A 15,291-nucleotide genomic window follows, 5' to 3' on the forward strand; every position below is an offset into this window, starting at 1 on the left:
AAGTATTTGGTATTGAGTATTACGATCGCTGGCAACCTCAACTGATTGCCTCAATCTTTCATCGCTACATCAGATCGAGCTGAGAATTTTCATTTCTAGAAGGAAACACTAGGTATTTGTTTTTTTCTTGATTGTGGAAATTACACTTGTATCACAACACGATTACCCCGATTTACTGGTTATGGAAATAGATCGCTTGCCATTTCTGAATCGCCTCCGGCGCACCATGTCCTCTGCGGAAGCTTGGGGGTTTAGTGTAGTTGGATATCTTATGTGGTTTACCTTAGCGCCGTCGATGCAAGCAGAAATTGGCTCGGCATCGCTGTTGGTCTGGATTCCTGGTGCGATCGTCGGAATTCTGTTTAACCTTCAAGTTCAGAGTTTGGGTGAGAAATATCCAGATATATCTGGGGGAACACCCAATTACATTACGCGACTGCTCGATCGTTACCCTGCCCTTTCCCGCTACTTGGGGATTGCCTACTTCTTGGGGTGGGTTTCCTTTCCGACCATTAATGCGATCGTCATCACAGATTTGATCCAATTCCATTTAGAACCGATGGGGCTGAGTATTCCAGAAAAAGTGTTTGAGATCGGTTTTACTGCGATCGCTTACTTTTTAGCATTCAGTGGCACCCGCGCCGTCGCCATTCTGCACCTCTTTTTTGTCTTTCCTTCGATCGGCTTTTTACTCCTCTTCTGCGTTCAGGGTTTAGGCTGGCTTGCCTTTGCGCCCCAAAGCCCCGGACTCTTGCCCAGCAGCATTGATGCCATCAGTGTCCAGGACTGGCTGAAATGGTACTTGTTTGCCGCTTATAGCTTCTATGGCTGTGACACAGCTTCATCCTTTGTAGCAGACAGTCTCCACCCAAAAGACACCCTCAAGGCCCTGTCTTGGGTTGCCTGGTTCATGCCTCTGGTGTTTGTCGGTGGCACTTTAGTGTTGGTGCAGTTGGCAACCGCTTCCGGTTTAGAAGGCAATTTGTACGGCAATTTCTTGGTGGCTGCCAAGCCTTTCTGGGGAGACGCTGCCCCTGTCATAGTCACTTTGCTGGTTGCTGCTAGCTGTTTGTTGGGATCTGCCACTAGCGTTTGCAATACGCCCCGCATCCTTTTCCAACTCGCGCAGGATGGGCTGTTGTCTCCAGTGTTTGGTGCAGTGTCCCGTCGGGGTTCCCTAGAACCCGCCCTGCTGCTAACCTTTATCTGTAGTTTAGGATTTTTAGTCTGGGGCAACACCACTCGAATTGTCGTGGTGTCAGGGGTGAGTTTTTTCATTTCTATCATGGGGTTCCACTTGGGGCTGTGGATGCAGCGCAACGATCCAGTCGTGCGTTGGGGGCGACTATCCTTAGCATTACTGGTGGTGGAGTTCATTTCCCTGGTGGTGGGTGGTGTTGCCTGGGGATGGATGGATTTTGGTCTCGGATTGCTGTTGCCGTTAGCAGCGATCGCGATCGACGCGGCAATTCGGCGGATTCCTTGGGCACCTTTGCACTTACCGTGGTGGGATCGACTCCATACCAAGCCAGTAATTCCTCCTAAAAACGAAGATTTTATAGTGTTTCAGGTTGCAATGTTGATCGCGCTGATTTGTGGTACAGCGACGATCAGTTGGCTGATCAGATCCTGGCTGCGGGTAGAAGCCGGAACCAACAATCCCTATCTGCTGATTATTGTGTTGATGACGCTGGCATTTGTGGGGGTGGCAATTGCTTGCTGGACAAGTCTGCCCCAGGTTGCTGCGATCGAAGAACTAGCAATCTCCTCCACTGCACAAGCTAAAGAACTGGAGACGACCCTCAACGAACTGCAAAAAGCTCAGATGCAAGTTATCCAAAGCGAAAAAATGTCTAGCTTGGGACAGTTGGTTGCGGGAATTGCCCATGAAATCAATAACCCGGTCAACTTCATCCACGGTAATCTCACCTACCTGGACGAATACACCCAAGATCTGCTGCAGATGATCGAACTCTATCAACAGCGCCATCCCAGCAACGATCCAGACGTGCAAGCAATGGCAGAGGAAATTGATTTGGAATTCCTCACAGAAGATATCCAAAAGATAATTTCATCTATGAAGGTAGGCACCGATCGAATTCGCAGTATTGTTCTCTCGTTGCGAAATTTTTCTCGCATGGATGAAGCAGACTTCAAAGATGTTGATATTCATGAGGGAATTGAAAGTACATTGCTGATTTTGCAACACCGGCTCAAAGATAAACCAGAGTGTCCAGCCGTGGTAGTAATCAAAGACTATGACACATTGCCGAAGGTGGAATGTTTCCCCGGACAACTCAATCAGGTATTCATGAATATTTTGGTGAATGCTTTGGATGCCCTAGATGAGATGAATACCAAACGCTCCTATCAGGAGCTTAAAGATACCCCAAACCAGATTACGATTCGGACTTCTGCGATCGACAATCAATGGGTGGAGGTGGCGATCGCTGATAACGGAATCGGTATGCCAGACCCAGTGAAGCAGCGCATTTTTGACCCCTTTTTTACTACTAAAGCGATCGGTAAAGGTACGGGTTTGGGAATGTCGATTAGTTATCAAATCATTACTGAAAAACATCGCGGTAAAATCAAGTGTTTTTCTACACCTGGCTCAGGCACTGAGTTTGTAATTCAGATCCCCATTCGGCAATCGATTATTTCATCATTCCAGATCCCTGCTGAATCTTAAGCAATTTTAGTTCGCCAGACTGGAAACTAAAAGAGCGATCGAGCTTGAAGAGAAGGGCGATCGATCTACGGTTAAATATTAGTTTGTAGTTTTGGGCAACAATTGATTTAGCGCACCGCACAAGTATCGCTTCACGGTATCCCTACTTGCGCCCACGCCGCTGGGAATGGTAAAGATCATCTCGACAGTTAATAGATTTCCGTCGGCTGAGGCAAAAACATCGATCGGCAAAGCACGCTGAAATGCTGTTGCGGGATTTTCAGCTTTCATTACACCTGCGCTCACATCGGTGCTGATCGTTCTGATGCTCTCGCGGGCCAAAATGGGTCGTAATTGGGAAAATGCTCTTTCTATCGATAATCCCTCAACCTGAACACGCGCAGAAAAGGCAGCACCATTGAAAAAGTCTCCCTTTTTTTGAAAGCTTTCTTCGCAGGTTGCGGCAACAGCGGGGGTGGCTAAACACATGAGAGCTAGAGTCAAGAGGAGCGATCGCATATTAATTGAGTTATCAGAATGAAACAATCATCAACATAATGATGAGTCATCAAGGGATGGTTTGGCAAGTAATGCGGGTACCTTCGATGGTTTTTAGGATGAGTTGCAGTTTGGTTAGTATTCCCTTTAATGTTACCAAGACTCTAAAAACTCTTCAGCGGTTAAGTTAAGTTGTGCGACGGCAAATAACCCTGAACTGCTACATAATTATCTGGATAGCGAATTGCATCTCGAACATCTGTTGATAACTGTCACCACTGATGAACCATAAAAAGATGTGCGTATCTAGCAGAATCTTCATTTACCTTCAAATGCACTGAGGATATCTTCCGGCAAAGGATCGTCGAAATCATCTGGAACGGTAAACTCGCCTGCACACAAACCGAATGGTCGTAATTGCTTGCTGCTAGAAATAGGTCTTAGTTCGGCGATCGGCTTATCTGCAAGCAGGATAACAAAAGTTGCACCTGCTTCCACTTGACGCAGATACTTTGAAGGATCGCGCTGGATTTCATCAACTGTCTCGTTCAACATAAAAATGCCTCAGTATAAAGCTCAAAAGCAGTTTCATGGTCTTTCTCAACAACCGCAGTGAACGTTCTGATAAAGTTAAACTAAAGTAGATGAAATAACCATTATAAGTGAGATAGCAACCTGTCGTACTCTGCGTGTGAACCTACCCAAAACCAGATCACGGTATCTCCATCCAACTGACCAACGGCTCGATAGTTGTTGCTAATTCGAGCAGAGTAGATTGGTAACTCTGGATGCACTTTTTTGAAACGCAGACTTGGATAACTTGGGTTTTCCTTGAATTGGCGATATGCTTCGCGTGTTTGCTCTTGAACTTGTTTTGGCAGTGTGGCAAAAGATGTACGGAATTCGGTTGTAGTACGAGACTTCACAATGTTTCTGGATCGAGTTCTTGGGTTTTACCTGCGTGATACTCAGCCATTGCGGAGGCTGCAAGTTTAGCAAGAACATCGGGAGAACTCGCAAATGCTCGATCCCATCTCAGATCGTCTTGAAGTTCTTCCAAAATCATTGAGGCGATCGCATCTTGTTCACTTGCAGACAAGGTTTTCAACTTAGCGATCGCACGCTCAAGTAACTCAGTCATAGTTGGCACACTCTTACAATAAAAATGGCATATTATTTATTATCGCTTCTTCCTGGCAAGTTGAGCGAATCGAAACTTGCGAGGGTGCGATCGACCTTTCCAAAGCTCGCACTTTCCCTAAAAAAATAATGCTAGAAACTAAAAGGGCGATCGTACCGAATTGAATGGCGATCGACCAAATGGTAATTTTAAAGTATTGGGTTTTGCGATCGAGCGTTGGAAACTACAACTCATCAATCGTCACTAACCCCCCCTCAGTGAACTGAATCACAAGTTCTTGCTCGTCCAGCAAAGCAGTTCCAATCAGAGGCCTTCGCCCTGTAGCAAATACACGAACTTCTCGTTCTTCCCCGTCCCAAAGGATGATTGCTTCGTGAACTGCTACTAGGACTTCACTGTTATCTGCTAAGTTTACAGGCATATCGTACAGAAACGGCAACCCCAGTAAGGTAACTGCCTCCGGTGGCAAACATAGGTAGTCAGTGAAGCCCGTATCTATGACAAACTCGATCGGGAAAGTAGAGCCGCTTGGGAGGAGAAACGTCAACGCGACGATCGCGTGCCGATCCGTCACAATACCAGAAATCACTTGTTGACACGCTCCATTACACCACCCAACGAAGCAGCCACATTGTAACCAATACGAATGCCAAAAAGTCGAGCATACGGATGCTTTGCCATCAGACTACGTGCGGCTTTTAGCCCAGTTTTATCAACTTCGTAGTCACCTGTTTCTATATCAATGATGACCATCTTGCCAATATTCTCTTCTAATTCAATTTTTTGGCGGATGGTGCTTTCATACAAATGTTTCGCACGACGAGCGACTTCTTCACGACTCAAAAGGATTGTTTGCATACATTTCCTCTTTTTTATAACTCTTGCTCTTGTTATGGATATGATAGCTCACTACTTCACAAGGTTTCTGGATCGAGTTTTTGGGTTTTACCTGCGTGATACTCAGCCATTGCGGAGGCTGCAAGTTTGGCAAGAGCATCGGGAGAACTCGCAAATGCTCGATCCCATTTTAGATCGTCTTGAAGTTCTTCCAAAATCATTGAGGCGATCCTCTTCGAGGGCTTCGCTAAAGCATCTTGCTCACTTGCAGACAAGGTTTTCAACTTAGCGATCGCACGCTCCAGTAACTCAGTCATGGCTAGCACACTCTTAGAATTAAAATGGCATATTATCTATTATCGCTTCTTCCTGGCAAATCGATATCTAGAAAGCGGAGCTATCTACGCCGTAAATTCTGGGAAATATTTGTCTACAAAGTCCATAACCTTTTGAAAGTGGAGAATTCCTTCCTCTGCGCTTAGTGTCCCATACTCTTGGTCTCGATATCCAAGTTTCCAATTATCGGGGTTTTCTAGATAAACCTGTGCATAATCTGTTCCATGCCTGCGATCTAACCACCATAATGCTCCAATAGCCCATTTTTGGTCGTATTGTCGAGCGCCAACGGGTAAGTATGTGTCTAAATACGATCGCAAAATTCTTACCGACTCAGCATTGTCAAGACGAGCTAACGCAAAACAATGAAATTGTCCTGCATAACAAGTTCGGCTTGGAATCAGCAAAGTTTCAATTTTCTTGAGATGTTGTGGAAAGCGCCCAATTCCACAAAACCAACTTGCGGTAATTGTATGTCTCCAACAACCGTTATACATCTGGATCAGTTCTTTGTCAGTTACTTCATCTAGAGCAACTTTTGTCAAGTCCACAAACGCATCTATATCTTTACCAATCCCTAAAAAGTTACCGTGTAAAACCTTGAGATAAAGTGGCTTGACATAATGCTCTTTAATATAGTCTGTCATTGTGTTTGAGTATGAAATTGTTAAGACTAAACATCTCAAAGATAACATCATCGCAAATTGATGCAAACCTAATAGACAAGTTCCAGCCCAAAACAAAATAGAAAACCCCCAAACCCTATCTTTAAAATGGTTTGGGGGTTTTATTCCTAAATCCAGTTTAAATCACAACTTGCTCGGCTCGATCGCCGGAGCGCGCAGAGCCACCGTTTTATCAGCAGCCTTAGCCACCAGAGACGGTACAGAAGCCCGCAACTTTGCAGTCAACTGTGAAGTAGTCGCATCGTAAACCTGAGTCAGCATCTTTGGATACAAACCAATGCCAATAATCGGCACTAACAGAGCCGCAATAATAAACACTTCTCGCGGTTCCGCATCCACCAACTCTTCGTGTTCCACCAATTGCTTGTTTTCCGGGCCGTAGAAGATTTCCCGCAGCATCGACAGCAGATAAATCGGAGTCAAAATTACGCCGACAGCAGCTAGAAATACCACACAAACCTTAAATACCGGATTGTAAGCATCACTGGTTGCAAAGCCCACAAATACCATCAATTCTGCTACAAAACCGCTCATTCCCGGCAAAGCCAAAGAAGCCATAGAACAAGCAGTCCACATTGCAAAAACCTTACGCATTTTCTGCCCGACACCGCCCATTTCGTCGAGCATGAGGGTGTGGGTGCGATCGTAAGTGCAACCTACCATAAAGAACAAACTCGCCCCGATTAAACCGTGGGAAACCATTTGCAGCATTGCACCGCTAATTCCCAAATCGGTAAACGAAGCTATCCCAATCAGCACAAAGCCCATGTGCGAAATCGAAGAATAAGCAATTTTCCGCTTCAAATTGCGCTGAGCAAAAGAAGTTAAGGCGGCGTAAACAATGTTAACTACGCCCAAAATTACTAACAGCGGTGCGAAGGTAGCGTGAGCGTCGGGGAGCATTCCCGCATTCATCCGCAGTAAAGCGTAACCGCCCATTTTCAGGAGAATTCCTGCTAGCAACATATGGGCGGGTGCGGTGGCTTCGCCGTGAGCGTCGGGGAGCCAAGTGTGGAGGGGAAAAATTGGCAGTTTGACGCCGTAGGCTATTAAGAAACCTGCGTACAGAAGCAATTCTATATTGGGGGCGAAGTCTTTAAGCGCGATCGCCCGCATATCGAAAGTCACGGTATCGCCATAAAACGCCATCGTCAGCGCACCCACCAAAATAAACAGCGAACCGCCTGCGGTGTACAGGATAAACTTAGTTGCTGCGTAGAGGCGCTTCTTGCCGCCCCAGATGGACAAAATTAGGTAAATAGGGACTAATTCCAGTTCCCAAACTAGGAAAAACAGCAACATATCCTGTACGGCAAAAACTGCGATTTGTCCGCCGTACATGACCAGCATCAAAAAGTAAAAAAGCTTCGGTTTAAATGTGACTGGCCAAGCTGCTAAAGTAGCCAGCGTAGTAATAAAACCAGTCAGCAAAATCAGCGGCATCGACAAACCGTCAGCACCCACCGACCAATTTAAATCGAGTTGCTGTACCCAAGTATAGCTTTCTACCAGTTGCAAATCTGGATTGCTGAAGTCGTAATGAGTGCAAAAAGCGTAAACAAGCAGAGCAAAATCGATCAAACCTACAATTAGTGCATACCAGCGCACCGTCTTGCCATCCTTGTCGGGAATCAAAGGAATCAGCAAGGACGCAGCAATGGGAAACAGAATTGTTGTTGTTAACCAGGGGAAATTAGCTGTATCCATTGCGTTTTAAAATTAGCCATCAACTATTAGGTTTAAACATATTTTAACCGTTTTCCTATAAATTTTATACTTTCTTTATACGAAACATTTGTTTTTGCTATATTTGCGACAATTTGTGCGATCGCACAAATTGAGTTTAATCAAAGATGTACATCTATTGGCTAATTGTCAATTGTGAGTTATTGAGCTAATAGCATTTCTTAAAATATCTCTTGGTGGGGATACGGCAATCCCTCCGCTTCGCTTCGCCCAAGGCGTCTCAACAATCGCCTGAAAACCTTTGTATCTCTCGTCGATCTCCGAGGCCAGATCCCCCCTAGCCCCCCTTAAAAAGGGGAGTAGGGGGTGGGACAAGAATCTGCTCAAAGTCCCTCTTCTTAAGGGGGATTTAGGGGGATCAGACCTCGGCAGTAAAGGAGAAAGACAAAAGGTTTCAGGCGATTGTTGAGACCAATAGGCATTGCCATTTCCCTACAGATTTAACTGACTCCCGAAACGATCGCAAAACCCAGAACTGCGACAAACACGATCAGGGCGTAAAATTGAGCGCGACCGCTTTCAAAGTATTTCAAACCTTCGCCCGTAACTAGAGTCAGAAACCCTGTCAAGTTGACAATACCATCGACAACTCGCAAATCCACTTCCATGACTTGTCGCGCTAAACGGCGGCTGCCTTTGACAAAGAGAACTTCGTTGATATCGTCGAGATACCACTTGTTGAGAGAGAACTCGTAAAGCGGTTTGATTTTTGCAGCTACCGCACTCGGGTCAATTTTCCGGCTCAAATACATCAGAGAAGCCAAAGTAATGCCAAGCAAAGCAATACCTACAGAGCTCCCGCCCATGATGAGGAATTCCGTCAAATCAAACTCAGCCGCGTGTTGCAAAACTTCTTCGAGAGATTCCCCTGGCGCGCGCACAAACTGCTCGAAATAATTAGCAAACGGCGTACCGACAAAACCGATAAATACTGAAGGTACAGCCAGCAACACCAACGGCAGAGCCATTGTCAGAGGAGATTCGTGAGGAAAATGGTCGTGTTCGCCGTGACTTTCGCCAGTGGGTGCCAATTCCTTAACATTCATCGCTCCGGGGCCGAAAACCAGATTCGGTTGTAGGAGTCGTTGCTTGATGGCGCTGTTATTGCCCCGGAATTCGCCCTCAAAGGTGCTGAAATACATCCGAAACATATAAAACGCGGTCATGCCCGCAGTCAGCCAACTCACCGCCCAGAGAGCGGGATTAGCGTGAAAAGCTTGGGCGAGGATTTCGTCTTTTGACCAAAAACCTGCAAAGGGCGGAATGCCGCAGATTGCTAAATTACCGATTAAAAAGCAAGAAGCGGTAATTGGCATATATTTACGCAAGCCGCCCATGACTCTCATGTCTTGAGCCAGAGCTGGGTTGTGGCCGACGACATTTTCCATGCCGTGAATGACTGAACCCGAGCACAGGAACAGCATTGCTTTGAAGTAAGCGTGGGTCATTAAGTGGAACAGTCCGGCACTGTAGGCGCCGACGCCCATTGCCATGACCATGTAGCCCAATTGGGAGATGGTGGAGTAGGCTAAGCCTTTTTTGATGTCATTTTGCGTAATTGCGATCGAAGCACCCATGAATGCTGTAAAACAGCCGGTGCAGGCGATCAGATTCATGACTTCAGGCAGACCTTCCAATACTGGGTACATCCTAGCGATCAGGAAGACTCCGGCGGCTACCATCGTGGCCGCGTGAATCAAGGCTGAAATCGGTGTGGGGCCTTCCATTGCGTCTGGGAGCCAGACGTGGAGGGGGAATTGAGCGGATTTGGCGACTGGGCCCAAAAAGATCAAAACACCGAAGATTGTCGCTAGAGTCGCCGAAAGGGCCCCGGATTCGACTAGGGAGTGCAGGCGTTCGCCCATCACCTCAAATTCAAAGCTGCCGGTGGCCCAGTAAATGCCGAGGATGCCCAGCAGCAGGCCGAAGTCGCCGACGCGGTTGGTGACGAAGGCTTTTTGGCAAGCGTCTGCTGCGGGTTTGCGATCGTACCAAAATCCGACTAGCAGGTATGAACACATACCTACGAGTTCCCAGAAAATGTAAACCTGAATGATGTTCGGGCTGAGGACTAGACCTAACATTGAGGCGCTGAAGATGCTGAGGTAGGCGTAAAATCGCACGTACCCGTCATCGTGAGCCATGTACCCGTCGGTGTAAATCATCACCAAAAAGGCGACCGTGGTGACGATCGCCAGCATTACCGCCGTCAGGGGGTCGATGATATAGCCCATTTTTAGCGAGAAGTCGCCAGCAGAGGCCCACTCAATATTGCGGGTGTAGGGTGCGTGGCCCTGTAGTTGACTCCACAGCAATGCGAAAGATAGTACCATTGACCCTCCCAGCGTGGAGACGATTAAAATCGCATTCGCTTGTCGGAGTTTGTTGGTTGCCTGGTTAAAGGTGATTAAGCCTAAACCTACTAGCATTGCGCCTGCCAGCGGCAGGACTGGAATCAGCCAAGCGTATAGATAAAGCAGTTCCATGACTGATAGGTTGTTTAAAGTTTCTACTAGATATTGCCAAAACTGTAAACAATTGTGACACACGCCTGCGCCACTGGGCAAAAATACTCGCTCCAATTTTTCAGTATTGCCGATCGACAATGCTTGAGAACTGCTTTGTTTTTTCCCGATCGATCTTGTTCGCTTTCAATCTATTCCTAAAGATAGATTGACAAATCAATACACTTTTGGAGCCGATCGAGTCAAGAAACCGGGTTTTTATCGATATCAGGCGATATACGCCGTATTTTCGTAAAAAAACTCGGTTTCTGCCTCTACTGAGGTGTCGTCGGATGGTCGATCGAATAAATGGGGAATTCCAAATACTTTCTACCGCGCGGGCCAAATGTCTTTGTTGACCTGTTATATCAATTCCGGTTGCACCGTCAGGTGATTGTTGACTGTTGACTGTTGACTGTTAAGAGGGCCCGCACTCACAGGCACCGCCCCTACTGACTGTTGACGGGCGGGTCGAAAAACTGAATGGTTGAGCGTTAACTGTTGACTCGATTTTATTATTCAGATACAACCGGAAACGAGATTACCTGTTAACTGCTTGCTGCGGTTGCAGGCGTTGAGTTTGGGGAGAATTCACAGTGGCTAGCATCCAAGAATCGAGAGTCCGCCGCAGTTCCTCGCGTCCTTGATAGTGTTCAAATCTAAATCGAACTCGATCGCCCTCAAACAAAATCAGAGTCGGCAGACTTGTCAGCCGATAAGTGTTGGCTAACTTCAAACTTTGGTCGGCATTCACCCCTAGGAGCTTGACTTTTCCTGCCCACTGTGCATCAAAAGTCGCAAGCGTAGGGTCGATCGCGCGGCACAAACCGCACCAAGGTGCCCAAAAGTGAACTAAAACGGGGGTAGAGGCTTGAAAAACCTCTTGTGCAAAAGTGCGTTCGCTAACCGACAACACCATGAGCCCTCAGAATTTAATAATTTTTTTTCTATCCTAGGGATCATGCTACCAGTATATGTTCCCAGTGACACGCATCAAAAAAGGATGAATTTTCCACAACAGGCCCGTAAAAATAACTACACCTAGGTAGGAAGGACGCATAAACTCAAGCAAATCAAGGGTTTGACGCTTTTGCAGGATGGCCAAAAATGGAATAATTGAGGTTTGAGATTTGATGGTTTCAAAGGATTCCCCAAAACGCGCCCGCAGCCGCTGGTCGCCGTGCCACACTCCGAACAGGTGGTGAAGTACCAAACCGATGGAAGTGACGAGGGTAAAGCTAGTGCCAATCCACAGGGTGTGGGCCACGCACCAAATCACCTGTCCCACCATTTGCGGGTGACGGGTGATGCGGATGATCCCGGCTTCGTAGAGGTGAACTTCCGGCTTTTGGACGGCGGCAATTTCTAGGAGGTTGAAGGTTGCGGGGTACAGAAACAGAAAGGAAATTGCTGAAAGTATCCAAACTGCGGGTTTAACTCCGGGCACTCCCTGTACTTGCCAAAGCTGCACGCCGTCGTAGCGGTGGTTGAAAAAATAGACAATCAGAATTACCGCCAGCGGCAAACTGACAAGGGCAAACAAAACCCGGTAAAGTCTAGCCCCCATCAGCTTTTCACCTGTTGGCCGGAGGGCTGCTAAACCGCTGTGGGCGATCGCAAAACCGAATAAAAGTCCCAGAATAACTAAGTGGGAGTCAAGCGCTAAGTCGATCGTCATTGCAAATATTAAGAAAAGTTATTGATTCGTGGCCAAGTTGTGTCACAAAGTATCTATAGGAGCATTCAGCGGTTATCAGTCATCAGTCATTAGTCATTAGTCATCAGTCATTAGTCATTAGCCCTCAGCCAATTCGCAGCTACAGACAACTGACAACTGCTTTCTTGACAACTGCCCGCTGCCCACTGCTTTCTTGACAACTGACAACTGACAACTGACAACTGACAACTGACAACTGACAACTGACAACTGACAACTGACAACTGACAACTGACAACTAAGAGGGCGGGCACGCACCATCCACCGCCCCTACCAACTGACAACTGACAACTGACAACTGACAATTTAGATATATGTCTGACCTTCCTTTCACTTTAGACCAGTTACGTATTCTCAAGGCGATCGCCTCCGAAGGAAGCTTCAAACGCGCCGCCGACAGCCTCTACGTATCCCAGCCCGCAGTTAGCTTGCAGGTGCAAAACCTAGAGAGACAGTTGGACGTGCCACTGTTTGACAGGGGGGGGCGCAGGGCTCAACTCACCGAAGCCGGACACCTGCTGCTGAGTTACGGCGAGAAAATTTTATCGCTTTGTCAAGAAACTTGTCGAGCTCTCGAAGACTTGCAAAATCTCCAAGGCGGTACTTTGATAGTCGGCGCTTCTCAAACAACCGGGACGTATTTGCTACCCAGGATGATCGGGATGTTCCGGCAAAAGTACCCGGATGTAGCGGTACAGCTTCACGTTCACTCTACCCGCCGCACCGCGTGGAGTGTGGCCAACGGGCAAATCGATTTAGCAATTGTAGGCGGAGAAATTCCTACCGAACTTGTAGAAGCTTTAGAAATTGTTCCTTACGCAGAGGACGAACTGGCTCTGATTCTGCCTCCGTCTCACCCGATGGTACAACAAGAAAGTATCCAAAAAGAAGACCTTTATAAATTGCAGTTTATTTCCCTAGACTCCCAGTCTACTATCCGCAAAGTCATCGATCAGGTACTGACTCGCTGCGGCATTGACACGCGCCGCCTGAAAATCGAGATGGAGCTAAATTCGATCGAAGCTATTAAAAATGCGGTTCAGTCGGGTCTAGGCGCTGCTTTTGTGTCGGTTTCGGCGATCGAAAAAGAGTTGCTGATGGGCGTTTTGCACAAATCTAAAATGGACGAAGTGTTAGTAACGCGGATTTTGTCCCTGATTTGCAACCCCAACCGCTACCGTTCTAAAGCAGCAGAGGCTTTCAGCAATGAAATTCTGCCCCTGTTTACTACTTATTCCACCATTTCAGAAAAAAAAGCAGCTCCGGCGATCGATTTGCCTCTGATAGAAATAGTAACTCCCAACTCGGCGGGAAATTAATTTGTGAGGTCGTTGGCAGTTAGTAGTTCGCGGTTAGTTTATAAATAAAAATCCGGTTTGAGAACCCTTGGAAAAATGAATAAATTGGGAATCGAGAATCGGAAATCGGAAATCGGTAATTGGCTTTTTTGATGCCAAAACCTAATACCAAAACTAGATAAAGAGGGTAAAACAAACTGGGATTAGTCTTAAAAAGTTTGACCGCCTAGAATTAGGAATTAAACCAATTACAATTCCCAATTACCAATTCCTAATTCCCCGCGCGGGCATCGGCCCGATGACCAATCCCTCCGCTTCGCTAGAGCCCGATGACCAATTCCCTAAGACCAATGAGCAAACCACAATGGAAGTTTACTGCACCCGCCCGGCCTGCCCGCGCCCTCAAAACAATTTTGCAGACCTCGATGATAGTTCCCTGCTGAAAACTGTGCAGCAAAAGTTTTGCACGACTTGCGGGATGCCCCTAATTTTGAGCGGCCGCTATTTGCCCGCGAGGTTGTTGGGTCAAGGCGGTTTTGGGGCGGCATTTTTGGCTAGAGACCGCTACACTCCGGCGATGCGGCAGTGCGTGGCTAAACTTTTGCAGCCGTCGGCAAATATGACTCCGGCACAGCTAAGAATCGCTCATACTCTGTTTGAACGGGAAGCGGCGGTGCTGGAAGAACTGGGAAACGAACATTCGCAAATTCCGAGTTTGCTGGCGTTTTTTGAGCTGACTGTTCCGAGTTTGCAAGGGGGGAACAACGATCAGTTTTTCTATTTGGTTCAAGAATTTATTGACGGTGAAAATTTGGAGGAAGAACTTGCTGCTAAGGGTAAGTTTTCGGAGGCCCAAACGCTGGAGGTGCTGGGAGAAATTTTGAAGGTTCTCGATTTTGTGCATTCTCGCGGTTCGATTCACCGAGATATTAAACCTGCTAATATTATGCGGGCTAAAAATGGTCGGCTTTATTTATTAGATTTTGGGGCTGTCAAACAGGTGACGCAAACTGCGGGCAGTTCTAAGGCTTCTACTGGTATTTATTCTTTGGGTTACGCTCCGCCAGAACAGATGAGCGGGCAAGAAGTTTATCCGGCAACGGATTTTTATGCTTTGGCTGTGACTTGCATTACTTTGTTGACCGATTTGCAGCCGACGGAGTTGTTTGATAGTTATCAAAATCAGTGGAATTGGCGTTCTAGGGTGCAGGTAAGCCCGCGTTTGGCTGAAGTTCTCGATCGAATGTTGTTGCCGGCTCCGAGTCAGCGCTATCAATCTGCTGCGGAGGTGCAAGCGGCTCTGAAATACAATTCTCAACAGCCTACGGTGGTCGTGCAGCCGCCTGCTGTGCAGACTCCGCCCCCCCTACCTCCTGTGCAGCTACCACCTCCTCTGCCGCCTCCTCTGCCTGTTGCTGTGACTCCTCCGGGAAGTCTGCAACCTCGGCCGAGAGGGGCTTTTTCGATTTGGGAGGTTTTGCGTGGGGCTGCGTTTACGGGTTTTGAGGGGGCGTTGCTGGCGATCGCCCTGACGAGTTGGCTGCCATCTCCGGGCTTGAGTATCGGGTTGCTGGGTGCGATCGTGGGGGGGCTGATTTACGCTCAGTACCGCAGGGCGATCGAACAAACTGAGATGCTGATTATTGGTGCTGGTACTCTGGCTGTGCTGTGGTTTTTCCCGGCTTGGCAGAAGGCCGCAACTATGATTTATCCCGGTTCTCCGATGGTTGGCGTGTTGTTTGTGGGATGTTTGGGGGCTTTGGGGGCGATCGCGGCAACAGCCGTATTTCGCTTGATTTATAAGTTGCTTTCTAATGTTTTTTAATCGGAATTGTATTATATAAAGTTCTGTTATGG

General features: G+C 47.3%; 16 protein-coding genes. 4 read left to right on the forward strand and 12 right to left on the reverse strand.

What is annotated here, in order from left to right:
• Positions 1–181 precede the first annotated feature (181 nt).
• A complete protein-coding gene (locus IQ263_RS10315) occupies positions 182–2,692 on the forward strand; it encodes an ATP-binding protein (RefSeq protein WP_194067337.1) in 2,511 nt (836 codons plus the stop codon).
• 78 nt (positions 2,693–2,770) lie between these two features.
• On the opposite strand, the gene IQ263_RS10320 is transcribed toward IQ263_RS10315, so the two are convergent.
• The 4 genes from IQ263_RS10320 to IQ263_RS10330 form a co-directional block, all read right to left on the reverse strand.
• Positions 2,771–3,160 (reverse strand): hypothetical protein, encoded by a 390-nt coding sequence (locus IQ263_RS10320; RefSeq protein ID WP_194067338.1) that lies wholly within the window; start codon positions 3,158–3,160, stop codon positions 2,771–2,773.
• A gap of 327 nt (positions 3,161–3,487) precedes the next feature.
• Positions 3,488–3,724, reverse strand: coding sequence for a type II toxin-antitoxin system Phd/YefM family antitoxin (locus IQ263_RS10325; protein ID WP_194067339.1), 237 nt, complete (start codon positions 3,722–3,724; stop codon positions 3,488–3,490).
• A 101-nt stretch (positions 3,725–3,825) separates the two neighbouring features.
• Entirely contained in the window at positions 3,826–4,095 is a 270-nt protein-coding gene (locus IQ263_RS30100; protein ID WP_442922484.1) for a type II toxin-antitoxin system RelE family toxin, read from the reverse strand.
• Positions 4,092–4,310, reverse strand: coding sequence for a hypothetical protein (locus tag IQ263_RS10330; RefSeq protein WP_194067340.1), 219 nt, complete (start codon positions 4,308–4,310; stop codon positions 4,092–4,094). The genes IQ263_RS30100 and IQ263_RS10330 overlap by 4 nt, the downstream gene beginning before the upstream one ends.
• 2 nt (positions 4,311–4,312) lie before the next feature.
• Between IQ263_RS10330 and IQ263_RS10335 the strand changes: the two genes are divergently transcribed.
• Positions 4,313–4,474, forward strand: a complete 162-nt coding sequence (locus IQ263_RS10335; protein WP_194067341.1) for a hypothetical protein — start codon at positions 4,313–4,315, stop codon at positions 4,472–4,474.
• Positions 4,475–4,533: 59 nt separating this feature from the next.
• On the opposite strand, the gene IQ263_RS10340 is transcribed toward IQ263_RS10335, so the two are convergent.
• The 8 genes from IQ263_RS10340 to IQ263_RS10375 all read right to left on the reverse strand — a co-directional run bounded on the left by IQ263_RS10340 (position 4,534) and on the right by IQ263_RS10375 (position 12,097).
• Positions 4,534–4,899, reverse strand: a complete 366-nt coding sequence (locus IQ263_RS10340) for a clan AA aspartic protease (RefSeq protein WP_194067342.1) — start codon at positions 4,897–4,899, stop codon at positions 4,534–4,536.
• Positions 4,896–5,168, reverse strand: coding sequence for a hypothetical protein (locus tag IQ263_RS10345; protein WP_172190858.1), 273 nt, complete (start codon positions 5,166–5,168; stop codon positions 4,896–4,898). Before IQ263_RS10345 ends, IQ263_RS10340 begins: the two co-directional genes overlap by 4 nt.
• A gap of 56 nt (positions 5,169–5,224) precedes the next feature.
• Positions 5,225–5,464 (reverse strand): hypothetical protein, encoded by a 240-nt coding sequence (locus IQ263_RS10350; RefSeq protein WP_194067343.1) that lies wholly within the window; start codon positions 5,462–5,464, stop codon positions 5,225–5,227.
• An 84-nt stretch (positions 5,465–5,548) separates the two neighbouring features.
• On the reverse strand, positions 5,549–6,130 hold the full coding sequence (locus IQ263_RS10355; protein WP_194067344.1) for a DUF6000 family protein: 582 nt from the start codon (positions 6,128–6,130) through the stop codon (positions 5,549–5,551).
• 162 nt (positions 6,131–6,292) lie between these two features.
• Entirely contained in the window at positions 6,293–7,876 is a 1,584-nt protein-coding gene (ndhD1, locus tag IQ263_RS10360) for a photosynthetic/respiratory NAD(P)H-quinone oxidoreductase subunit D1 (RefSeq protein WP_194067345.1), read from the reverse strand.
• A gap of 479 nt (positions 7,877–8,355) precedes the next feature.
• Positions 8,356–10,401, reverse strand: coding sequence for an NAD(P)H-quinone oxidoreductase subunit 5 (locus IQ263_RS10365; RefSeq protein WP_194067369.1), 2,046 nt, complete (start codon positions 10,399–10,401; stop codon positions 8,356–8,358).
• Positions 10,402–10,960: 559 nt separating this feature from the next.
• Entirely contained in the window at positions 10,961–11,338 is a 378-nt protein-coding gene (locus tag IQ263_RS10370; protein ID WP_194067346.1) for a thioredoxin family protein, read from the reverse strand.
• A 45-nt stretch (positions 11,339–11,383) separates the two neighbouring features.
• Positions 11,384–12,097, reverse strand: a complete 714-nt coding sequence (locus tag IQ263_RS10375; RefSeq protein ID WP_194067347.1) for an NnrU family protein — start codon at positions 12,095–12,097, stop codon at positions 11,384–11,386.
• A 353-nt stretch (positions 12,098–12,450) separates the two neighbouring features.
• Between IQ263_RS10375 and IQ263_RS10380 the strand changes: the two genes are divergently transcribed.
• On the forward strand, positions 12,451–13,455 hold the full coding sequence (locus IQ263_RS10380) for a LysR family transcriptional regulator (RefSeq protein WP_194067348.1): 1,005 nt from the start codon (positions 12,451–12,453) through the stop codon (positions 13,453–13,455).
• Between the two features lie 343 nt (positions 13,456–13,798).
• Positions 13,799–15,259: a serine/threonine-protein kinase gene (locus IQ263_RS10385; RefSeq protein WP_194067349.1), complete on the forward strand. Its 1,461-nt coding sequence runs from the start codon at positions 13,799–13,801 to the stop codon at positions 15,257–15,259.
• The last annotated feature ends 32 nt before the right edge of the window (positions 15,260–15,291 follow it).

The organism is Tychonema sp. LEGE 06208 (genome assembly GCF_015207505.1).
GTDB lineage: Bacteria > Cyanobacteriota > Cyanobacteriia > Cyanobacteriales > Microcoleaceae > Microcoleus.